At 64.8% G+C, this 24,288-nt stretch carries 2 protein-coding genes; both read right to left on the bottom strand.

All coding sequences use genetic code 11. The annotated features are described in order from the left end of the window. Window positions 1-29 precede the first annotated feature (29 nt). On the bottom strand, window positions 30-11,843 hold the full coding sequence (locus LOY33_RS25915) for a non-ribosomal peptide synthetase (protein ID WP_309475763.1): 11,814 nt from the start codon (window positions 11,841-11,843) through the stop codon (window positions 30-32). Continuing rightward, the gene (locus tag LOY33_RS08525) at window positions 11,843-24,241 is read right to left on the bottom strand and encodes a non-ribosomal peptide synthase/polyketide synthase (protein WP_258662445.1); all 12,399 of its coding nucleotides are present in this window, start codon (window positions 24,239-24,241) and stop codon (window positions 11,843-11,845) included. Before LOY33_RS08525 ends, LOY33_RS25915 begins: the two co-directional genes overlap by 1 nt. Window positions 24,242-24,288: the final 47 nt, after the last annotated feature.

Genomic DNA, 24,288 nt, shown 5'->3' on the forward strand with positions numbered 1-24,288 from the left:
CCGCCCCGGCTGACGGGGCGGCGGTGGTATCAACAGGTGACGCTGTGGCTTTCCTGCAACTGCTCCAGCACGCGGCGCAGCAGCTCGGGATGCTTGAGCATGTCGTAATGGCCGGCGGCCACCGGTTCGTTGAGTTGCGCCTGCACCAGGCGCAGCTGGGTCTGGCCTGCGTCGGCCCTGGCCCACCAGCACTGCGCTGGCACCTGCGTTGCGGGGAGCCCCTCGATGGCCTCGGACAATGCCTTGAGTTTCATGGCTACACGGAAGGTATGGGCCAGTTCTTCAGCGCCGATGGAGGCGAACGCCGAGGCGCTGATGACCTGGGCCTGCACCTGGGCAATCGCCGTTTCGAGGTGGTTGGCAGGGCTGCTGGCGCGCACCTGCAACACCGGCAGCGCGTCACTTGGCACGCCCATGATGACACCCAGGAAGCTGCCAAGGTCTTCGCTCCAGTCCTCATCGGCTGCAGGCTGCGCAAGCGCAGATGACGGCAGAAAGCTGTCCACCAGGCCGAGGAAACCCACCCGCTGGCCCTGTTTCTCAAGCTCTTGCGCGACCAGCACCGCCAGGGTGCCGCCCAGTGACCAACCCAGCAGGTGGTAAGGACCGCTGGCCTGTTTCTGGCGGATGTACTGGGCATAGTCGATGGCCATGGCCTCGAGGGATTCATCTTCCCAGCTACGCTCCAGCAGCATTCGACATTGCAGGCCATACACGCTGCGCTGGCCTTCCAGGCGGCGAGCCAGCGGCTCGTAGTCGAATACCGTGCCGAAGCCTGCGTGCAGGCAGAACAGCGGCCGCGCCTGTTCGACCGGGCTGTTGAGCAACAGCAACGGGTCGAGGGAAGACACCTGGGCCTCGTAGCCCGACAGCTCGGCGATGGTCGGCTTGCCGATCAGGTCGCGCAGTTTCAGTTCGATGCCCAGCTCCGGCTGGCTACGTACCCTGGACAGCACCTTGAGCACACGCAGCGAGTCGCCCCCCAGTTCGAAGAAGTTGTCGGTAACGCCAACCTGTTCGACCTCCAGCACCTGTTGCCAGATGGCCGCCAAGCCCTGCTCCAGCGCATTGCGCGGGGCGATGAAGGCACGCGCCTTGAAGTCCGGGTCGGGCAGGGCCTTGCGGTCGAGCTTGCCGTTGGGGTTGAGCGGGAAGGCGGCCAGCGCGAGGATCTGCGCCGGTACCATGTAGTCGGGCAGCTCGACCTGCAGTGCACCGCGCAGGCGTTCGCCCAGGTCACCGGCGTCGTCCGCTACCACGTAGCCGATCAGTTGCTTGCCGGCGCCGGTTTCACGTGCAACCACCACCGCGTCGGACACCCCGGGTTGCTGGCGCAGGCGCGATTCGATTTCGCCCAGCTCAATGCGGAAACCGCGCACCTTGACCTGGTTGTCCAGTCGGCCGAGGTAGTCGAACACGCCGTCGGCGCGCTGGCGCACCAGGTCACCGGTGCGGTACAGGCGGCTGCCATCGCCCGCGAACGGGTCGGCAACGAAGCGTTCGGCGCTGAGCCCGGGACGCTGGTGATAGCCGCGCGCCACGCCTTCGCCACCGAGGTACAGCTCGCCGGCCACGCCGTCGGGCACCGGGTTGAGCTGGTCGTCGAGTACGTACAGGGTACGTCGACCCACGCGGGTGCCGATGGGCGCATACACCGCACCGCACTGCTGGCTGGCGTCGACTTTCCACAGCAACGGCGTGACCACGGTTTCGGTGGGGCCGTAGCCGTTGGTGAGATAGGCCGGCTTGAGTGCACGCTTGACCAGCTCGAAGTTGGCCTCGGCCACCGCGTCACCACCAAAGCAGTACACCCGCACCGCCGGTGGCGGCGCTTCGACGCTGGCGGCGTATTCGGCCAGTTGCTGCAGGTAGGCGGGCGGGAAGCAGGCGATATCGATGTTGTGCGCGTGCAGGGCCTGCCAGGTTTCCTCGGCAGTCCACAGGCGGTTGTCGCGCAGCACCAGCTGGCCGCCGCCGAGCAGGGTCGACTGCCAGCGTTCCTGGGCACCGTCGAAGGCGAACGACATGAACAGCAGCTCGCGGGTGCTGGCGTCCATCGCGTAGCGCTCGGCAATCGCCAGGCAGTGCATGCGGATCTGCCCGTGGCTGACGGCCACTCCTTTGGGCTTGCCGGTGGAGCCGGAGGTGTAGATCAGGTAGGCGAGGTTGTCCGCGTCGGCGCGAGGCGCCGGGCAACTGGCGGGGTAGGTGTCCAGGGCCAGATGGTCAAGTGTGATCAGGGTGCCGGCACCGGCATCGGCAAACCGGTGCTGGAGTGAGCGTTGCGTCAGCAGCACCGGCATGCGCGAGTCTTCGACGATCCACTTGACGCGCTCCTGCGGGTAGTCGATGTCGAGCGGAACGTAGGCTGCGCCGGTCTTCATCACGGCATAGAACGCCACGATCACGTCGACCGAACGCTCCAGGGCAATGCCGACGCACACTTCAGGGCCGATGCCCTGTGCGATCAGGTGGTGGGCCAGCCGGTTGGCGCGGGTTTCCAGTTCGCCGTAGCTCAACTGCACATCGGCGCAGGTGACCGCGATACGCTGCGGCTGCCGTTCGGCATGGCTGCGGATGCACTCGGCCAGCAGCGCCGGGTCGTGGCTCGGCGGCGCCAGTTGATTGTGTTGTGCAAGTGCCTGCTGTTCGTCGGCACTGAGCATCGACAGGCTGCCCAGGGTTGCTTGAGGGTTGTCGAGCAGGGCATCGAGCAAGGTTTCGAAGCTGGTGCGGATCTGCGCCGTGGCAGCCTCGGTGAAGCGGTTGCGCAGGTAGAGGAACTCGATCTTGAGGGTGCGGCCCAGGTTGATCGCCAGGTCCATGGCGAAGTTGGTGACGTCACGACTGTTCACCTCGCCAAAGCTCAACTGATTCTGCTCGGCTTCCTGCAGGCGGTCGTCCACCGGGTAGTTTTCGAACACGATGATGCTGTCGAACAGTGCCTGGCCGTTCTGCCCCGACCAGCGCTGCACGTCGGCCAGCGAGGCATGCTCCTGGTCACGAACCTCCAGGTTGTAGGTTTGCAGTGCTTGCAGCCACTGCGCCAGCGGCATGTGCGGCTGCGGGGTCTGAATGATCGGCAGGGTATTGATGAACAGCCCGAGCATTTCTTCGGCACCGGGCAGGCTGGCCGGGCGACCGGCCACGGTGGCGCCGAAGCACACGGTGGGCTGGCCGGTGTAGCGTTGCAACAGCAGCAGCCATACGGCCTGGATCAGTGTGTTGGGCGTGATACGCAGGCGCTGGGTCTGTTCGCGCAGGCGCTGGGTGCGTGCTTCGTCCCAGTGCAGGTACAGCGCTGCATGCCCTTGCAGGTCGCCGGCCGGACGCGGTGCAATGCTGCCGGCCAGCAGGGTCGGGCCTTCAAGGTCGTGCAGCTTGTGTTTCCAGAACTGCTCCAGGCTGGCCTGGGACTGATTCTGCAGCCATTGGATATGGTCGCGATATTGCCCGCGCTTTGCCGGTGGCGTGCGCCCGTGGTACAGCTCCAGCACTTCGCCGAGCAGGCGCGAGCTGGACCAGCCGTCCATCAGGATGTGGTGGCTGGTCCAGATCAGGTGGTGCTTGTGCTCGCCCAGGTCGATCAGCGTCAGGCGCGTCAACGGCGCCTGCAGCAGATCGAAGCCTTCGGCGCAGTCCGCTTCAAGGATACGTTGCAGGGCCTTTTCATCGAACGTCGTGGCTTGCCTGGCCAGGCGACGCACCGGCAGGGTGGCTTGCTTGTACACCACTTGCAGCGGCTCATTCAGCTCGTTGGCCGACCAGAACCCGGTGCGCAGGATTTCATGGCGGGCAATCGCGGTGTTCCAGGCCGCGATGAACCGTTCGGGGTCCAACCCGATAACCGGTACGCTCATCTGGTTGATGTAGAGGCTGGCCTCGTTGGACTCCAGCGTGTGAAACAGCATGCCTTGCTGCATGGGCGAGAGCGGGTAGAGGTCCTGCACGTCGCTGCACGGTACTGGCAAACGGTCCAGTTGCGGCTGGCCAAGACGCGCCAGCGCGAAGTCCGATGGCGTCAGCCCCCTGTGCTGCGGGTCGCGACAATGCGCAATGACAGCGGCCAGTTCCAGGCAGAAGGCATCGGCCAGTTGCTGAACCGTCGCCTCCTCGAACATTTCGCTGCTGAAGCTCCAGTTCATGCTCAGCTCGCCGCCATACACCTGGCCGTTGAGCGACAGCCAGTTGCCCAGCGTTGCGTGGGTACTCTGGTTGGCGCCGGTGCTTTCAGCGGCCGGTGCGAACAGCGCGCCCTCATTGCTGTCGAAGCTGGCGTCGAACTGGCCCAGGTAGTTGAAGGTGATGCGTGGGACGGGCAGTTCGCCCAGGGCCTGACGCGCGCTCCCATCGCCAAGAAAGCGCAGTGCGCCGTAGCCGATGCCCTTGTTGGGAATGGCGCGCAGCTGTTCCTTGATTGCCTTGATCGACTCGCCCATACCGCTGGCGGGGGTGAGCTTGACCGGGAACACGCTGGTGAACCAACCCACGGTACGGGTCAGGTCGATCGTGTCGAACAGGTCTTCGCGGCCATGGCCTTCCAGCTCGATCAGGCTGGTTGGCGAGCCGCTCCAACGGCCGATCACGCGTGCCAGTGCGGTCAGCAACAAATCGTTGATCTGTGTGCGATAGGCCGCCGGTGCCTCCTGCAGCAGTTGGCGGGTGAGCTGCGTGTCGAGGCGGCTTTGCACGCTGCGTGCGTGGCGGTTCAGCAAGCTGCCGTGTGGGCGCTCGCAGGGCAGTGTGGTGGGTACATCCTGCAGTTGCGCCTGCCAGTACTGCAGTTCCTTTTGCAGGGCCTCGCTGTGTGCATAGCCTTGCAACTGCTCGGCCCAGGCCTTGACCGAGCTGGTTTTGCCCGGCAGTTTCGTCGGCTGGTTTACCAGCCGTTGCTGGTAGGCCAGTTGCAGGTCTTCGAAGAGGATGCGCCACGACACGCCATCCACCGCCAGGTGGTGAATGACCAACAGCAGGCGCTGCTGGCCATCGGGTAGGGTCGCCAGCAGGGCGCGCAGCAGCGGGCCTTGCTGGATGTTCAGGCTGGCCTGGGCGCGATTGGCCCATTCGTTGAGCGCAGGTTCGTCAGCGACCTCGGCCTGCCACAGCAATTTGCAGGTCGGGTCCACTGGCAGGTAGCGAGCCCCTGGATGTTCGCCGTCGAGGGAGAACACCAGGCGCAAGGCATCGTGGTGTTCCAGCAGCGCGTGCAAGGCATGGTCCAGTACGGCTGCATCCAGCGGCCTGGATGGTTCGAGCATCACCGATTGATTGAAGTGATGCGGTTCGGGGGTATCGCTGAGCAAGAACAGTTGCTGGATCGGCAGCAGGGGCGTGGTGCCGAGCACGGGGCCCTGATCGATCTGCTGCGTGGTGTCGGCGACCTGCGCGACACTGGCCAGGCTCTTGATGGTCTGGTGCTGGAACAGGTCTTTGGCGCTGAAGCGGATCCCGCTCTGGCGGGCACGGCTGACCACCTGGATCGAGATGATCGAGTCGCCACCGAGCTCGAAGAAGTTGTCGTCCAGACCAATGCGCGGCAGCTTGAGCACGTCTTGCCACAAGGTGGCGATGCGTTTTTCCATTTCGGTCTGCGGTGCCACGTATTCACGCTGCAGCAAGCTCGCATCCGGCGCCGGCAAGGCGCGGCGATCAAGCTTGCCGTTGGCCGTCAGTGGCCATTGCTCCAGGAACAGCAGGTGCGTGGGCACCATGTAGTCCGGTAGTTCGGCCTTGAGCCCGGCCTTGAGTTGATCACGCAATTGGGTGTGCTCGGCATTGGCGTCCTGCGGCACGACGTAGCCCACCAACTGCTGGCCGCTCGGCCCGTCCACCGCCAGCACCAGCGCTTCGCGCACGGCGGCCTGTTGCGCCAGACGTGCCTCGATCTCACCCAGCTCGATGCGGAAACCGCGAATCTTGACCTGATGGTCGATGCGGCCGACGTACTCGACGATGCCATCCTGGCGATAACGCGCCAGGTCGCCCGTGCGGTACAGGCGCTCGCCGCGGGCCGAGAACGGATCGGGCACGAAACGTGTGGCGGTGAGATCGGCACGCTTGAGATAACCACGCGCCAGGCCGGCCTGGCCCACATAAAGCTCGCCGATGGCGCCTTTGGGCACCGGGTTCAGGTCGGCATCGAGCAGGTACCACGACAGGTCCGGGATCGGCTCGCCGATGGGGCTTGCCGCATCACCGGCCAGATCGGCCAGCGACACAGGACGGTAAGTGACGTGCACCGTGGTCTCGGTGATGCCGTACATGTTGATCAGTTGCGGCTGCTGATCGCCAAAGCGCTCGAACCAAGGGCGCAGGCTGTGCACGTCGAGAGCTTCGCCACCGAACACCACGTAGCGCAGGGCGGGCTTCATCTCGGCTTGCGCCGGCGCACAGGCCACCTGCATCAGCTGTTTGAACGCCGATGGCGTCTGGTTGAGCACGGTGACCCCCTGCTCGCACAGCAACTGGAAGAACTCTTCCGGCGCCCGGCTGGTGGCCTGCGGCACGATGACCAGCCTGCCGCCATACAGCAGCGCACCAAAGATCTCCCACACCGAGAAGTCGAAGGCATAGGAGTGGAACAGGCTCCACACGTCACTCGGCCCGAAGGCGAACCAGTGTTCGGTGGCGGCAAACAGGCGTAGCACGTTGTGGTGCGCGAGCAACGCGCCCTTGGGCTTGCCGGTGGAGCCGGAGGTGTAGATCACGTAGGCCAGGTTGGCAGGGTCAAGCGTCAGGCCTGGGTTGCTGGCGGCATAACCAGTGAAGTCATCGTCCAGCAGCAACGTGCGCACCCCGGCCGGCGTTGGCAAACCCAGGTGCGACTGGGCCAGCACCACACTCAGCCCGCTGTCCTCCATCATGTAGGCCAGGCGGTCCTCGGGGTACGCCGGGTCCAGTGGCACATAGGCGCCGCCAGCCTTGAGGATCGCCAGCAGGCCGACCACCATCTCCAGGCTGCGCTCGCAGGCCAGGCCCACCAGCACCTCTGGCCCGATGCCCTGGGCAATCAACGCATGGGCCATCTGGTTGGCGCGTTCGTTGAGTTCGCGGTAGCTGAGCTGGGCGTCACCCAGGGTCAGCGCGATGGAGCCCGGCGCACGCGCAGCCTGGGCTTCGATCAGTTCATGGAGGCAGCGCTGGCTGGCGAACTGCGCAGGCGCCGGGTTCCATTGCTGGAGATTGGCCTGTTGCTCGCGGGCATCGAGCAACGGCAGTTCAGCGACGCGCTGTTGCGGGTCAGCGACAATCGCCTGCAGCAGGTTCTGCCAGTGCCGGGCCAGACGCTCGATGGTGGCCGCCTCGAACAGATCGGTGGCATAGGTGAATACCGCTGAGAAGCCTTCGGCGCTTTCAGTTGTATGCAGCATCAGATCGAATTGCGATGTCTGCTTGTCCCAGGCGAGGAACTCTACGTCCAAATTTGGCAGCGCGTTTTGCCTTTGTACGCCACGTGTCTCGCCCTGGTGGCTGAACATGACTTGAAACAACGGATTGTGACTCAGGCTTCGTTCAGGCTGCAGCGCTTCAACCAGCTGTTCGAACGGAAGGTCCTGATGAGCTTGGGCCTGCAAAGTAATGTTTCTAACCTGATCAAGCAGGGTGGCGACGGTGTGCTGACTTTCTATCTCGGTTTTGAGCACCAAGGTATTGACGAAGAAGCCGATCAAGCGCTCGGTTTCCATACGATTTCTGTTGGCAACGGGCACGCCTACACGAATGTCGCGTTGGCCGTTGTATCGATGCAGCAGCATTTGGAACGAGGCCATCAACAGCATGAAGGGCGTGATGCCGCGCTGTTGTGCAAGTTTTTTGAGGCTCAGCGCTAGTGGTTGATCGAGCGTAAGCGCGAGATGGTCCCCACGGAAACTCTGCTCTGGCGGTCTGGCATGGTCTGTCGGCAACGTTATGACGGAATGCTCGCCGCTCAACTGCTTGAGCCAGTAGTGCAGTTGCCGATCCCGCTCTCCGGCCTCCATCCACTCGCGTTGCCACAGCGCATAGTCTGCATACTGAATGGGCAGTACGGGTAGCACAACATCCTGGCCTGCGCTGTATGCGCTGTACAGGCTGATCAGTTCGTCGACCATCACCTGCATCGACCACGCATCGGAAACGATATGATGCTGGGTCATGATCAACACATGGTCATCGGCTGCCAATTGCAGCAGCTTCACCCGTAACAATGGCCCCTGATCCAATGCAAACAGACGGTTGATTTCGACTTCGACAAAGGTGTCTATCTGGTCTTTCTGATTGGTCAGGTCTTCCTGTTCGATCAGTATGGCTGGTTGATGGGTGACTATCTGGTGCAGTTGGTCATCTTTTTGAGTGAAGTGCGTTCGCAGACTTTCATGACGCGCTAGCAACGTGTCGAAGCTACGTTGCAGTGCCTTCAGGTCCAGATGGCCGCGCAGGCGCAGGGCCGCCGGCAGGTGATAGGCACTGCTCTGCGGGTCCAGCTGCCAGAGGAACCACTGGCGCTCCTGGGCGTAGGACAGCGGCAGCGGCACGCCGCGTTCGACCGCGACCAGCGCAGGCTCGTCAATGCGCTTCAATGCATCCAGCGTGGCGACGAAATCCGCCAGGCGACTGTGTTCGAACAGCGTGCGCAAGGCCACGTCGAAGCCCAGCACCTGACGCACCCGCGAGATCACCTGGGTGGCCAGCAGCGAATGCCCGCCCAGCTCGAAGAAATCGTCGGTACGGCCGATACGCTCGCAGCCGAGCATCTGTTGCCAGAGGGCGGCGATCTGTTGTTCAAGTTCGCCCTGCGGCGCCACGTACTCGGCCTGCAGCAGGCTCGCATCCGGCGCCGGCAAGGCGCGGCGGTCGAGCTTGCCGTTGGCCGTCAGTGGCCATTGCTCCAGGAACAGCAGGTGCGTGGGCACCATGTAGTCCGGCAGTTCGGCCTTGAGCCGGGTTTTCAGGTCTTCCCGCAGGGCCGTGGGGTCGGCGGCGTTATCGTGGGGCAGTACATAACCCACCAGTTGCTGGCCGCTCGGCCCGTCCACCGCCAGCACCAGCGCCTCGCGCACCGCAGCCTGTTGCGCCAGACGTGCCTCGATCTCACCCAGTTCGATGCGGAAGCCGCGGATCTTGACCTGATGGTCGATGCGGCCGACGTATTCGACGATGCCATCCTGGCGATAACGCGCCAGGTCGCCCGTGCGGTACAGGCGCTCGCCGCGGGCCGAGAACGGATCGGGCACGAAACGTGTGGCGGTGAGATCGGCACGCTTGAGATAACCACGCGCCAGACCGGCCTGGCCCACATACAGCTCGCCGATGGCGCCTTTGGGCACCGGGTTCAGGTCGGCATCGAGCAGGTACCACGACAGGTCCGGGATCGGCTCGCCAATCGGGCTTGCCGCATCGCCGGCCAGATCGGCCAGCGACACAGGACGGTAAGTGACGTGCACCGTGGTCTCGGTGATGCCGTACATGTTGATCAGTTGCGGCTGCTGATCGCCAAAGCGCTCGAACCAAGGGCGCAGGCTGTGCACGTCGAGAGCTTCGCCACCGAACACCACGTAGCGCAGGGCGGGCTTCATCTCGGCTTGCGCCGGCGCACAGGCCACCTGCATCAGCTGTTTGAACGCCGATGGCGTCTGGTTGAGCACGGTGACCCCCTGCTCGCACAGCAACTGGAAGAACTCTTCCGGCGCCCGGCTGGTGGCCTGCGGCACGATGACCAGCCTGCCGCCATACAGCAGCGCACCAAAGATCTCCCACACCGAGAAGTCGAAGGCATAGGAGTGGAACAGGCTCCACACGTCACTCGGCCCGAAGGCGAACCAGTGTTCGGTGGCGGCAAACAGGCGTAGCACGTTGTGGTGCGCGAGCAACGCGCCCTTGGGCTTGCCGGTGGAGCCGGAGGTGTAGATCACGTAGGCCAGGTTGGCAGGGTCAAGCGTCAGCCCTGGGTTGCTGGCGGCATAACCAGTGAAGTCATCGTCCAGCAGCAACGTGCGCACCCCGGCCGGCGTTGGCAAACCCAGGTGCGACTGGGCCAGCACCACACTCAGCCCGCTGTCCTCCATCATGTAGGCCAGGCGGTCCTCGGGGTACGCCGGGTCCAGTGGCACATAGGCGCCGCCGGCCTTGAGGATCGCCAGCAGGCCGACCACCATCTCCAGGCTGCGCTCGCAGGCCAGGCCCACCAGCACCTCTGGCCCGATGCCCTGGGCAATCAACGCATGGGCCATCTGGTTGGCGCGTTCGTTGAGTTCGCGGTAGCTGAGCTGGGCGTCACCCAGGGTCAGCGCGATGGAGCCCGGCGCACGCGCAGCCTGGGCTTCGATCAGTTCATGGAGGCAGCGCTGGCTGGCGAACTGCGCAGGCGCCGGGTTCCATTGCTGGAGGTTGGCCTGTTGCTCGCTGGCGTCGAGCAACGGCAGTTCGCCGACGCGCTGTTGCGGGTCAGCGACAATCGCCTGCAGCAGGTTCTGCCAGTGCCGGGCCAGACGCTCGATGGTCGCGGCGTCGAACAGATCGGTGGCATACGTGAAGCTTGCCGAGAAGCCAGTCGGCGATTCGGCGGTGTTGAGCGTCAGGTCGAACTGCGCGCTGTGGGTGTCCCACTGCAGGTTTTCGACCTGCAGCGCATCCGAGTGGTCTGATGCCTGCCGCGTTTCATTGACCAGCCCGCGATGGTTGTACATGGCCTGGAACAGCGGTGTGACGCTCATGCTGCGGGTGGGTTGCAGCGCTTCGACCAGGTAGCCGAAAGGCAACTCCTGATACTGCTGTGCTTCGAGCGACGTCTGCTTCACCTGCTGCAACAGTGCCTCAAAGCTCGATGCGGTGCTGAAGTCGGCCTTGTAGACCTGGGTGTTGACGAAGAAGCCGATCAGACCCTCGGTCTCGACCCGGTTGCGGTTGGCCACTGGCACGCCGACGCGGATGTCCGCCTGACGACTGTAGCGGTGCAGAAGGGTCTGGAATGAGGCCAGCAACAGCATGAAAGGGGTCACGTTGTGCGATTGGGCCAGGTGTTTGAGACGCTGGGCGACGGTGTGATCGAGGTCGACATCCAGGCGCGCTCCGCGGTGGCTTTGCTCGGAGGGGCGCGGGCGGTCCAGTGGCAACTCCAGCACCGACTGCTCGCCACCGAGCTTTTCAGTCCAGTACTGCAACTGCCGCTCACGTTCGCCGGCTTCCATCCAGCGTCGCTGCCAGATGGCGTAGTCGGCGTACTGGATCGGCAGCTCGGGCAACGTCACCTCGCGCCCCTGGCTGTAGCCGGCATACAACTGCACCAGGTCGCTGACCATGATCTCCAGCGAGGCGGCGTCCGACACGATGTGGTGCTGAACCAGCACCAGCACATGCTCGTCCGGCGCCGAGGATGCTAACGCGATGCGCAACAGAGGGCCGTGCTCCAGGTCGAACGGGGCCTGTGTCTGCGCCTGGACAAAGGCCAGAACCGCCGCCTCTGTCTGGGTGTCCAGCACATGACGCGCAATTTCCAGCGTCAAGTGCGGGGCAATGCGCTGCACCGGGCCGTCGTGGGTCTGGGTGAAGGTGGTGCGCAGGGCCTGGTGGCGTGCGACCAGGGCGTTGAAACTGCGCTCCAGCGCGTTCGCGTTCAACGGGCCCTTCATGCGCAGCGCAATGCAGATGTGGTAGGCCGCACTCTGCGGCTCCAGCTGCCAGAGGAACCACTGACGCTCCTGTGCGAAGGACAGCGGAACCGTCTCGACCTCCGACTGCACCTGCGGGATCGGCAGGTTGGCCGGCGACACGCCTTCGCCGAGCATTTTTTCGAGAAACACTTTGCGCTTGTCCAGCGGGAGGGTGATGAATCGCTTGGCGATCCGTGCAGCCATGTCCTTGTCCATCACACTTCCTCCAATTCGTCGAACAGTGCTTCGAGTTTGCTGAGTTTCGTGGTGTCGACCTGTGCACCGAGTTGCGCCACCTGTGCAGTGAAATCACCCAGAACAGGGAATTGGAACAGCTCGTGCGGGCTCACCTGTATCCCCACATCCAGTTGCATGCGTGACATCACGCGAATCACCATCAAGGAATGTCCACCCAGTTCGAAGAAGTTGTCGTGCAGGCCGATGCGCTCGCAGCCGAGCACGTGCTGCCAGATGGCAGCAATGCGCTGCTCCAGCTCGCTTTGCGGGGCCACATATTCACGTTGCAGCTGGCTGGCATCGGGCTTGGGCAGCGCCTTGCGCTCCAGCTTGCCGTTCGGGCTCAGCGGCATCTGCTTCAGCCATACCCATTGCGCCGGGATCATGTAGTCCGGCAGATGTGCATTCAGTGCGTGCCTGAGGTGCTCGCGCAGGTCGTCCTGCCCGGTACCAGCGCTTGGCACCACATACCCCACCAGTTGCTGGCCGGTGGCACCCTCGATCGCCAGTACCACCGCTTCGCGCACGGCGTCGAGTGCCATCAGGCGTGCCTCGATTTCACCCAGCTCGATGCGCAGGCCGCGGATCTTCACCTGATGATCAATACGCCCGCGGTATTCGATCACGCCGTCGGTGCGGTAGCAGGCAAGGTCGCCGGTGCGGTACAGGCGCTTGCCTTCGCCGAACGGGCTGGTGACAAAGCGCTCGGCAGTCAGTGCGGCGCGGCGGTGGTAACCCCGCGCCAGGCCTTCGCCGGCCAGGTAGAGCTCACCGGTGACGCCCGCCGGCAACAGCCCCAGGTCGTCGCCGAGGATGTAGGTCTGCAGGTTGGCAATCGGCTGGCCGATCGGTACGCCATCCTTGCCTTCCTCGCGGCAGGTCCAGTGAGTCACGTCGATGGCGGCTTCGGTAGGGCCATACAGGTTGTACAGGCCGGCGTTCGGCAACTTGGCGAACACCTGCTGCTGCGCGTCCACCGGCAGGGCCTCGCCGCTGCAGACGATGCGGGTGAGGCTGGTGCAGCGCGGCACACCGGCATCCAGCAGGAAGGCCTGCAGCATCGACGGTACGAAGTGCAGGGTGCTGACCTGGTGCTGGTTGATCAGCGCTACCAGCCTGGCCGGGTCGCGATGGTCGCCAGGAGCAGCGACCACAAGGCGCGCACCGGTCATCAGCGGCCAGAAGAACTCCCACACCGACACGTCGAAGCTGAACGGGGTCTTCTGCAGTACCGTGTCGCTGGCGTCCAGGGCGTAGGCCTGCTGCATCCAGCACAGGCGGTTGGTGAGTGCGCTGTGGCGGTTGCCGGCGCCCTTGGGATTGCCGGTGGAGCCGGAGGTGTAGATGACGTAGGCCAGGTTCTCCGGGTGCAGGGCAATGTCCGGGTTGCTCTGGGCGTGCTCGCTCAGGTCCAGTGTGTCCAGGGCCAGCAGCGGTAGGCCTTCGGGCACCGGCAGCTGTGCCAGCAGGTGCTGCTGGGTCAGCAGCAGGGCGATGCCGCTGTCGTCGAACAGGTAGCCCAGGCGCTCGCGCGGGTATTCCGGGTCCAGCGGCACGTAGGCGCCACCGGCCTTGAGGGTCGCCAGCAGGGCGACGACCATCTCGATGCTGCGTTCCATGGCGATGCCAACCAGCACGTCGGGGCCGACACCGCGTGCAATCAGCGCATGGGCGAGCTGGTTGGCACGGCTGTTGAGTTCGGCATAGCTCAGGTGCTGCCCGCCGAACACCAGGGCCGGCGCGTTCGGTGTCTGTTGGACCTGCGCCTCGATCAATTGATGAACCGGTTGCTCGAGTGGGTAGTGGGTCGATGTCAGGTTCCAGTCGAGCAGTACGGTGTGCTGTTCCTGCGGTGCAAGCATCACCAAGTCGCCGATGGCCTGGTCTGGCGAGTCGAGCATCGCCCTCAGCAGCCTGAGCAGCGAGTGAGCGAGCTTCTCGACCGTGGCGGTATCGAAATGCGCCTGGTCGTAACTTGCCTGCAAGGTCAGCATCGCGCCGAAGCCGACCATCAAGGTCAAGGGATAGTTGGTCTGCTCATGGGTACGGATGCTGCCAAAGTGCAGTGTTGTGCTTGGCGTCTGTTCCAGGGCTTGCGAAATCGGATAGTTCTCGAACACCAGAAGGGTGTCGAACAGGCTTTCGGCGTTCTTGCCGGCCAAGCGTTGAATCTCGAACAACGGGGTGTGTTCATGTTCTCGCAAGCCCAGGTTCTGCGCCTGCACCTGCTGCAGCCATTGGCCGACGCTGAGCTCGGGCAGCGGCGTGGCGACCACTGGCAAGGTGTTGATGAACAGCCCCAGCTGCTGTTCCACCCCGCTGAGCTCCGCCGGGCGACCGGAGACGGTGGCACCGAAGCAGACCGTCGCCTGCGCGCAGTAACGCTGCAGCACGATCAGCCAGGCTGCCTGAACCAGTGTGTTGGGGGTCACCTTCTGCTGGCGGGCAAAGGTCTCGAGCCGGGCAGTGTCGGCCTGTTCGAGCGCGGCTTCGAGGTGTGCGTGGCCGGACCCCGGTGAGCGTTGCGCAGTGATGGCCGCTGCAAGCCGAGTGGGCGCATCGAGGGTCTGTACCTGGGCTTTCCAGAACGTCTCGCTCAGTGCCGGGTCCTGCTGTTGCAGCCAGGCGATGTAATCGCTGTAGCGACCGCTGGACTGGGGCACGCGCTGGCCATGGTAGCGCTGCATCACCTCACCCATCATCTGCGAGTTGCTCCAGCCATCCATCAGGATGTGATGGTGGGTGTAGATGAGGTGATGGCTGTCCTCGCCGGTGCGGACCATGAACAGGCGCAGCAATGGCGGTTGCTGCAAGTCGAACGGCTGCATCAGCTCTTCGCCAGCCAGGGTGTCCAGCGCTGCGCTGCAACCCTGGCGCTCGCGCCAGTCCAGTACGCTGAACGGCAGTTCGACTCGCTTGTGCACCACTTGCAGCGGCTCGTCGAGCTGGCCCTGCCAGAGGAAACCGCTGCGCAGGATGTCATGGGCATCCAGGGTGGCCTGCCAGGCGGCCCGGAAGCGTTCTGCATCCAGGCCGCGTACGTCCAGGCGCATCTGATTGATGTAGTCGCCTGCTTGTTGCTGGTAAAGGGTGTGAAACAGCATGCCCTGTTGCATCGGGGCCAGCGGGTACAGCGTTTCAACCTGCTGGGCCGAAAGGGGCAGTGCATCGAGCTGCGCCTGGCTCAAACGGGCCAGAGGCACGTCCGACGGCGTCAGGCCGTGGTGGTCGGCCTGCAGGCAGTGCTCGATCAGGCGGCTCAGCGAATGCAGGTAATCTTCGGCCAGCCCTTCAATGGTCGATGCATCGTACATTGCGCTGTTGTAGCCCCAGGTCAGGCTCAGTTCACCGGCAAACACCTGGCAGTTGAGGGTCAGCCAGTTGCTCTGCGGGGCGTCCAGGCTCTGCCCGATACCTGCGCTTTCTGCAGCGGGGGCAAACAGCGCACCCTCGTCACTGTCGAAGGTGCCATCGAGCTGGCCCAGGTAATTGAACGTCAGGCGTGGCACAGGCAGCTGCTGCATGGTCTGTTGCGTCTGTGCATCGCCCAGGTAGCGCAAGGCGCCGAAGCCGATGCCCTTGTTGGGGATGGCGCGCAGTTGCTCCTTGATCTGCTTGATCGTGCCACCCAGCGTACTGGCCGGGGTCAGGCGTACCGGGAACAGGCTGGTGAACCAGCCGACGGTACGGGTCAGGTCCATGTCTTCGAACAGCTCTTCGCGGCCATGCCCTTCGAGTTGCAGCAGCAGGTCGTCGTGACCGCTCCAGCGCGTGATGACCTGCGCCAGCGCGCTGAGCAGCAGGTCGTTGACCTGGGTGCGATACGCCGCCGGTGCCTGTTGCAGCAACTGGCGGGTGCGTTGCTTGTCCAGCACGACCTGCACACTGTTGCTGTTGCGGTTGATCAGGCGATCGGCTGCACGGTCGCAGGGCAGGTCATTGCTCGCTCCGTGCAACTGCTGCCAGTAGGCGAGTTCCTGGTTCTGCCCGGTGTGCCTGGCGAACGCCTGCAACTGTTCGGCCCAGGCACGCAGCGAGCGGGTCCTGGCGGGCAGTTCGACAGCGTGCCCGGCCACTGCACGGCGGTATGCTGCCTGCAGGTCTTCGAAGAGAATGCGCCACGACACGCCATCGACCGCCAGGTGGTGAATCACCAGCAACAGGCGCTGGCTGCCATCGGCGAGCTCGGCAAGCAGCGCACGGACCAGGCCGCCTTCCAGGTCCAGGCTACGCTGCGCCGATTCGGCCAGTGCTTGTAGCGCATGCGCATCACTGACTGTGTGTTGCCACAGCAGCGGTGTGTGTGCCCAGGCTTCGCGCTGGGCCGCTTGCGAACGGTACTCGCCGGTCCAGCCGCGGGCGGTTTCGGTGAACTGCAGGCGCAAGGCGTCGTGGTGCAGCACCAGGCTTTGCAGGGCCTGCTCCAGCGCCGCCGCATCAAGCCTGGCGTTGGCCTTGAGCAGTACGGCCTGATTCCAGTGATGCCGCTCGGGCATCGGCAGTTCGAAGAACATCTGCTGGATCGGCAGCAATGCCGTTTCGCCCTGCAAGGGCGATTGGTCGACAACCGAGCGTGCATCGCTGGTCTGGGCAACCGTGGCCAGGCGCTGGATGGTCTGGTGTTCGAACAGCGCCTTGGGAGTGAAGCGGATACCGGCCTGACGGGCGCGACTGACGACCTGGATCGAGATGATCGAGTCGCCGCCCAGTTCGAAGAAGTTGTCGGTAACGCCCACGCGATCAAGCTTGAGTACCGCCTGCCAGATAGCGGCCAGTTGCTGTTCCAGTGGGTTGGAGGCAGCGACATGCTCGCTGCGCGTGGCTGCGTCGCCGATGCCGGGCAGAGCCTTGCGATCGAGCTTGCCGTTCGGGCTCAGCGGCAGTTGTTCCAGCAGTATCAGGTGGGTTGGCACCATGTAGTCGGGCAGACCGGTCAGCAACTGCTGGCGAACAGCATCGCGCCATTGCGCCTGCTGCGCACTGCTGGCCGACGCCAGGGTGGCGTCACTGGCCACCAGGTAGGCGGCCAGTTGCAGGCCGCTGCCTGCTTCAACGGCCAGTACGCTGGCCTCGCGAACGCAATTCAGTTCGAGCAGGTACGCTTCGATTTCACCGAGTTCGATACGCAGGCCGCGGATCTTCACCTGGTGGTCGACTCGCCCCATGTAGTCGATCACGCCGTCGGCGCGTTGGCGTGCCAGGTCACCGGTACGGTACAGGCGCTGGCCGGCGCCGAACGGGCTGGCGACGAAGCGCTCGGCGGTCAGCGCGGCACGGCGGTGGTAACCGCGCGCCAGGCCTGCACCGGTCAGGTACAACTCGCCGGTGGCACCCGCCGGCAACGGCAGCAGGTCGGCACTGAGCACGTACGCGCCCAGGTTGGCGATCGGCTGGCCGATCGGCACGCTGTTGCGACCTTCGTCGCGACAGGTCCAGTGGGTCACGTCGATGGCGGCTTCGGTAGGGCCATACAGGTTGTACAGGTCGGCGTTCGGCAACTTGGCGAACACCTGCTGCTGCGCGTCCACCGGCAGGGCCTCACCGCTGCAGACGATGCGGGTGAGGCTGGTGCAGCTCGGCACACCGGCATCCAGCAGGAAGGCCTGCAGCATCGACGGTACGAAGTGCAGGGTGCTGACCTGGTGCTGGTTGATCAGCGCTACCAGCCTGGCCGGGTCGCGGTGGTCGCCAGGAGCAGCGACCACAAGGCGCGCACCGGTCATCAGCGGCCAGAAGAACTCCCACACCGACACGTCGAAGCTGAACGGGGTCTTCTGCAGTACCGTGTCGCTGGCGTCCAGGGCGTAGGCCTGCTGCATCCAGCACAGGCGGTTGGTGAGTGCGCTGTGGCGGTTGCCGGCGCCCTTGGGATTGCCGGTGGAGCCGGAGGTGTAGATGACGTAGGCCAGGTTCTCCGGGTGCAGGGCAATGTCCGGGTTGCTCTGGGCGTGCTCGCTCAGGTCCAGTGTGTCCAGGGCCAGCAGCGGTAGGCCTTCGGGCACCGGCAGCTGTGCCAGCAGGTGCTGCTGGGTCAGCAGCAGGGCGATGCCGCTGTCGTCGAACAGGTAACCCAGGCGCTCGCGCGGGTATTCCGGGTCCAGCGGCACGTAGGCGCCACCGGCCTTGAGGGTCGCCAGCAGGGCGACGACCATCTCGATGCTGCGTTCCATGGCGATGCCGACCAGCACGTCGGGGCCGACACCGCGTGCAATCAGCGCATGGGCGAGCTGGTTGGCACGGCTGTTGAGTTCGGCATAGCTCAGGTGCTGCCCGCCGAACACCAGGGCCGGGGAGCCGGGGGTCCGCTCGACCTGGTCTTCGATCAGCTGGTGCACGCAGCGTTCGAGCGGGTATTCGGTGCTGGTGGCGTTCCACGCCTGGACGACCTGATGGCGTTCGGTCGGCGCGAGCATCTCCAGCTCGCCCAGGTGCTGGCGGGGGTTGTCGCGCATGCGTTCGAGCAGGTTGAGCAGGTGCTCGCCGATGGCCTGCACGCCCGCGTCGCTGAAATGCTGTCGCGAATAGCTGGCATGCAGCAGCAGCGAGTCGCCAGCACTGATGGCCAGGGTCAGCGGGTAGTTGGTCTGTTCGTGATAGTCGACTGCACCGAATGTCAGCCCGGCGGGCGCCTCCTGTTCCAGGGCTTCGGCCACCGGGTAGTTCTCGAACACCAGGATGTTGTCGAACAGTGCCTCGCCCTGTTGACCGGACCAGCGCTGGATATCGCTCAGCGCGGTGTGTTCGTGCTCACGCAGGCCAAGGTTGATTTCCTGCACCTGCTGCAGCCAGCTGGCCACGCTGACGTCGGGGCGCGGGCTGGCGATGACCGGCAGGGTATTGATGAACAGGCCGATCTGCTGTTCCACGCCCGCGATATCAGCCGGGCGCCCGGCCACGGTGGCCCCGAAACATACGCAGCGCTGGCCGCTGTACTGTTGCAGCACTACCAGCCAAGCGGCTTGCACGAGGGTGTTGAGGGTGACTTTCTGCTGGCGTGCGAAGTCGTTGAGGCGTTGAGTGCGTGGCGCATCCAGGTTCAGGTAGCAGGCGCCATGGCCCTGCGCCGGCGTGCTGTTGACGACCGAATGCGCGAGCCGGGTGGGCTCCTCCAGGTCGGCCAGTTGAGTGTGCCAGTAGGCCTGGTCAAGTACGGCGTCCTGACGGCCGAGCCAGTCGATGTAGTCGCGGTAGCGGCCTGGCGGGGTAGCGAGGGCCTGGCCGCTATAGCGTTGCAACACTTCGCCGAGCAACTGCGAGGTGCTCCAGCCATCCATCAGGATGTGGTGGCTGGTATGGATCAGGTGATAGTGCCCAGGTGCGGTGCACACCAGCACAAGCCTGAACAGCGCAGCCTTGTCCAGCGCCAGGTCCTGTTGCAGCTGCTCGGCGGCCAGTGCGTCGAGCGCGCCCGGCAGGTCAGCGCGTTGCTGCCAGTCGAGCAGGCTGAACGGCACGCGCATCTGCCTGTACACCGCCTGCAGTGGCTGCGCCATTTCGCCTTGCCAGAGGAACACCGTGCGCAGGCTGTCGTGTCGGTCGACGGCGGCCTGCCAGGCTTCGGCGAATGCCTGGGGGTCCAGGCCGCTGATGTCCAGGCGCATCTGGTTGATGTAGCTGCGACCGTCCAGGTCGTGGGCTTCCTGCTCGTAGAGGGTATGGAACAGCATGCCTTGCTGCAGCGGCGACAGCGGATAGAGGTCGTCAATCAATGCCAGGTCGATCGGCAGGGCATCCAGTTGCGCCTGGTCGAGCCCGGCCAGCGGGAAGTCCGACGGGGTAGCGCCCTGATTCAGGCTGTCACAGCAGTGGTCGATCAGTGCACCGAGCTCTGCGACATAGTCCTCTGCCAGACGCTCTATCACCTGCGGGGCGAAGCGGTTCTGGTCATAGGTCCAGCTCAGGCTCAACTCGCCGGCGTACACCTGGCCATTGATGCTCAGCCAGTTGCTCAGCGGGGCATCGGCGTGTTTCTCGGCACCGGCCGCTTCGCTGGCCGGTATCAGCAGCGGTTGCTGGGTGTCATCGAAGCTGGTGTCGAACTGGCCGAGGTAGTTGAAGGTGATACGTGCATCTGGCAGCGCCTGCAACACCTCGCGCACGGCTTGCTCGCCCAGGTAGCGCAGGGCACCGAAACCGATGCCTTTGTCGGGTATGCCACGCAGTTGCTCCTTGACCTGCTTGATGGTGGCCTGCAGGTCATGTCCCGCCGACAGCCGGAGCGGGAAGGCACTGGTGAACCACCCCACGGTACGGGTGAGGTCCAGCCCTTCACTCAGCTCTTCGCGGCCATGCCCTTCGAGCTGGATGAGGTTGTCGGCCTGTCCGGTCCAGCGTGCGAGTACTCGGGCCAGCGCGCTGAGCAGCAGGTCGTTGACCTGGGTGCGGTAGGCCGCAGGAGCCTGTTGCAGCAGGCGACGCGTGCGTTCGCTGTCCAGGTGCGAATCGAGCAGCGCGACCTGTGCCGGTGCGCCCATGGCGCTCCGGGCATCGGGCAGGTCGGCTGCGATGGCCTGGTGCTGGTCCAGCCAGTAGTCCAGCTCGCCGATGGCCTGGCCCCTGGCATGCTCGCGCAGCGCCTGGGCGAAGGCCTGCAGCGAACTGGTACGGGCCGGCAATTGGGGGGGCTGGCCAGCCAGGCACTGCTGGTAGGCGCTTTGCAGGTCATCAAACAGGATGCGCCAGGAAACCCCGTCGATCACCAGGTGGTGGGCTACCAGTAACAGGCGTTGACGCCCATCGGCCAGGCTCACCAGCAGCGCGCGCAGCAACGGGCCGTGTTCGAGGTCCAGGCTGCGCTGGGCGCGTTCGCACAACTGCTCCAGTTCGCGATCATCGCACGCCACCGCTTGCAGCAGGGCGTTGTGGGCGTCGGCAGGCGCGCGGTAGACGCTGTTCCAGCCCTGTGCCTGCTGGGTGAAACTCAGGCGCAATGCGTCGTGGTGGTTGATCAGGGTGTTCACTGCCTGTTCCAGCACAGCGGCATCGAGTGGCTGCCCGGCCGGCTTGAGCAGGACCGACTGGTTCCAGTGATGACGTGATGGCACCGGCGTATCGAAGAATGCCTGCTGAATCGGCAGCAGCGCGACCGTGCCGCTGGCCGGCCCCTGGTCGATGTGTGCAACCGGGTCGTCGAACTGTGCGACCTGGGCCAGCCCCTGCACGGTCTGGTGCTGGAACAGCTGTTTGGGAGTAAAGCGAATGCCAGCCTGACGGGCGCGGCTGACCACCTGAATGGAGACGATCGAGTCGCCACCCAGTTCGAAGAAGTTGTCGTTCAAGCCGATGTTCGGCTGCTTGAGCACTTCCTGCCAGAGCATCGCGATCTGGCGTTCCATGGCGCTTTGCGGGGCCGCGTACCGGTAGCCGGTGGGCGCGGTGTCGGGCATAGGCAAGGCCTTGCGGTCGAGCTTGCCGTTGCGTGTCAGGGGCAGGCCGTCGAGCAGCAGCAAGTGGGCCGGTACCATGTAGGCCGGCAGTTGCTGTTTGAGCCCGGCGATCAGGGCCTGGCGCAACTGGTCCTGCGCCTGAGCATCGGGCAAAGGCCGGGTGGCCACCACATAGGCCACCAGGCGCTGGCTGCCCAGGTAGTCCGGGGCCAGTACCACGGCTTCGGCCACCTGGGGCTGTTGCAGCAGGCGTGCCTCGATCTCGCCCAGTTCGATGCGCAGGCCGTGCAGCTTGATCTGGTGGTCGATGCGGCCGACATAGTCGATCACGCCGTCGTCGCGATAGCGGGTCAGGTCGCCACTGCGGTACAGGCGCTCGCCGTGTCCGGCGAAGGGGTCTGGCACGAAGCGTTCGGCGGTCAGCCCGGGCCGGGCGTGGTAGCCGCGGGCCAGGGCCACGCCACCGATCAGCAGCTCGCCACTGACGCCGATGGCGCAGGGGTTCAGCTCGTGGTCGAGCACGTGGGTGCGCAGGTTGCTGATTGGCTGGCCGATGGGCACGATGGCGCCGTCGGGCGTGGCCGGCACGCTGTAGCAGCACGTGTCGATGGTGGCTTCGCTGGGCCCGTAGAGGTTGTAGATACGGGCGTCGCTGACGCTGCGCAGTTGCTGCACCAACGCCGGGCTCAGCGCTTCGCCGCCCAGCAGGATTGCCCGCAGGCTGGCCAGTGATGTGCGCTCGGCCTGGCCCATCAGGGCTTGCAGCAGCGAAGGCGCGGCTTGCAGCACGGTGATGCGCTGGGCCTGCACTTCGGGCCACAGCAGCGACATGTCGTCGTTCAGTTCAGGGCCAGCCAGCACCAGTTGCGCGCCGTTGAGCAACGGCAGCCAGAACTCCCAGACCGAGGCATCGAAGCTGAACGCGGTTTTTTGCAGCACCCGGTCCTGGGCCTGCAATTGCAGGGTCTGCTGCATCCACAGCATGTGGTTGGTGAGTGCGCCATGACGAACCTGCACGCCCTTGGGGCGACCGGTGGAGCCGGAGGTGTAGATGATGTAGGCCAGGTTGTCCGCGTCGACCACTGGCGTCGGGTTGCTGTCGGCATACCCCTGCAGTTCGTTGTCGGCCTGCTCCAGCAGCATGACCGGCAGGGCCTCGGGCAGCAGCAGGCCAGGGTGCACCGATGCCTGGGTCAACAGCAGTGCAATGTCGCTGTGCTCGATCATGTAGGCCAGGCGATCCTGCGGGTAGCCGGTGTCCAGCGGCACATAGGCGCCCCCGGCCTTGAGCACGCCCAGCAGCCCGATCACCATCTCCAGGCTGCGCTCGCACGCAATGCCCACGCCGACCTCTGCACCTACGCCCAGCTCCAGGAGCTTGTGCGCCAGGCGGTTGGCGCGCTGGTTGAGTTGACGATAGGTGAGAGCGGCACTGCCCAGGCGTACGGCGACGGCATCCGGGGTGGCGTGCGCCTGACGTTCGAACAGGGTCTGCAGGTTGGCATGCGCGCCGAAGTCCGTGGCTGTGGCGTTCCAGGTGTGGAGGGCCATCTGCTGTTCGGCACGCTCGAGCATTGGCAGCTCGCCCAGGCGCAGTTGAGGCGTTTCGACAAGCCCCTGAAGCAGGTGCTGCCAGTGGCCGGCCAGACGCTCGATGGTCTGTGGCAGGAACAGTGCGGTGCTGTAGCTGAACGTGGCGTTGATCTGCTGCTGGCTGTAGTCGATCTCCAGCGACAGGTCGAACTTGGCCTGCTGCTGCTCGACACCGAGAAATTCCACCTCCAGGCCATCCAGGCGCAGTTGTGCTGCGTCCTGGTTGGCCACGCGCCAGTTGAACAGCGTCTGGAACAGCGGGTTGGCCTGGGTGCTGCGTTGCAGTTGCAGGTCTTCCAGAATCAGCTCGATGGGGTAGTCGGCGTGCTCCAGTGCGGCCAACGACTGTTCGCGCAGGCGTTGAAGAAATTCGGCGACGGGTTGCGCGCCGTCGAGTCGGGCACGGTACACCTGGCTGCTGACGAAGAAGCCGACCAGCGCCTGTGTCTGGCCCTGGCTGCGGGTTGCATTGGGCACGCCGACGGTGAAGTCGTGCTGGCCGGTATAGCGACCCAGCAGCAGTTGCCAGGCACCCAGCAGCACGATGAAGGGGGTCAGCCCCTGTTGCTGGCAGAACCGCTGCAGGGCGCTGCCCAACGAGGCCGGCAGGGTTAGGCAATGGTTGCCGACGAGGTGTAGCTGGTCTGGTGCATGCGGCCTGTCGAAGGGCAGGTCCAGGCTCGGCAGCTCGCCGTCGAGCACTTGCTTCCAATGGGCGGTCGCGCGTTCGTGGGCGGCGCTGAGCGGGTACTGCTGGCGCTGCCAGTGCGCGTAGTCGGCGTATTGGATCGACGGCCGCTGCAGGCCAGCGGGCAGGCCTGCCTGCGCTTGCGCAAAGGCTTGGGCCAGGTCCTGCAGCAGGATCGCATTGGACCAGGCATCGGACACGATGTGGTGCATGTTCAGCAGCAGCACGTGCTCGCTGGCACCGGTACGCAACAGCGTGCCGCGAATCAGAGGTGCCTGGCTCAGGTCGAACGGTTGGGCCAGGTCGGCGTCATGGTGCCGGCGTATAGCTGCGTCGCGCCCGGTGGCGGGCAGTTCGCCCAGGTTGTGCCGTGCAAGTATCAGTCGCGCCTGGCGGTCGACCTGCTGCTGCGCCAGGTTGTCGATTTCGACGAAGCGGGTGCGCAGGATATCGTGCTTGTCGATCACTGCATTCAACGCCTGCTCCAGCGCGTCGGCGTTCAGCGGACCGTTCAGGCGCAGTGCGCGAGGCAGGTTGTAGGCACAGCTCTGCGGGTCGAACTGCTGCAGGAACCAGAGGCGCTGCTGAGCGAAGGACAAGGCGCCATGCGTGGGTGCGCAACCGGCCTTGATCACGTGTTCGGAGCCGGCTTCGTCGGCCAGCAGCAGGGCCAGCAGGTCGTCGTCGGAGGGGTGATTCATCTGATTCATGTCGATCTCGTCGCCGTCGGCAGAAATTGAGCGTTGTCAGGAAGACG

This window comes from Pseudomonas sp. B21-036, from assembly GCF_024748925.1.
GTDB lineage: Bacteria > Pseudomonadota > Gammaproteobacteria > Pseudomonadales > Pseudomonadaceae > Aquipseudomonas > Aquipseudomonas palmensis.

Excerpts from the sequence above, each read along its gene's own strand:
- LOY33_RS25915 (WP_309475763.1), bottom strand. The coding sequence starts at position 11,843 with ATGGACAAGGACATGGCTGCACGGATCGCCAAGCGATTCATCACCCTC.
- LOY33_RS08525 (WP_258662445.1), bottom strand. The coding sequence starts at position 24,241 with ATGAATCAGATGAATCACCCCTCCGACGACGACCTGCTGGCCCTGCTG.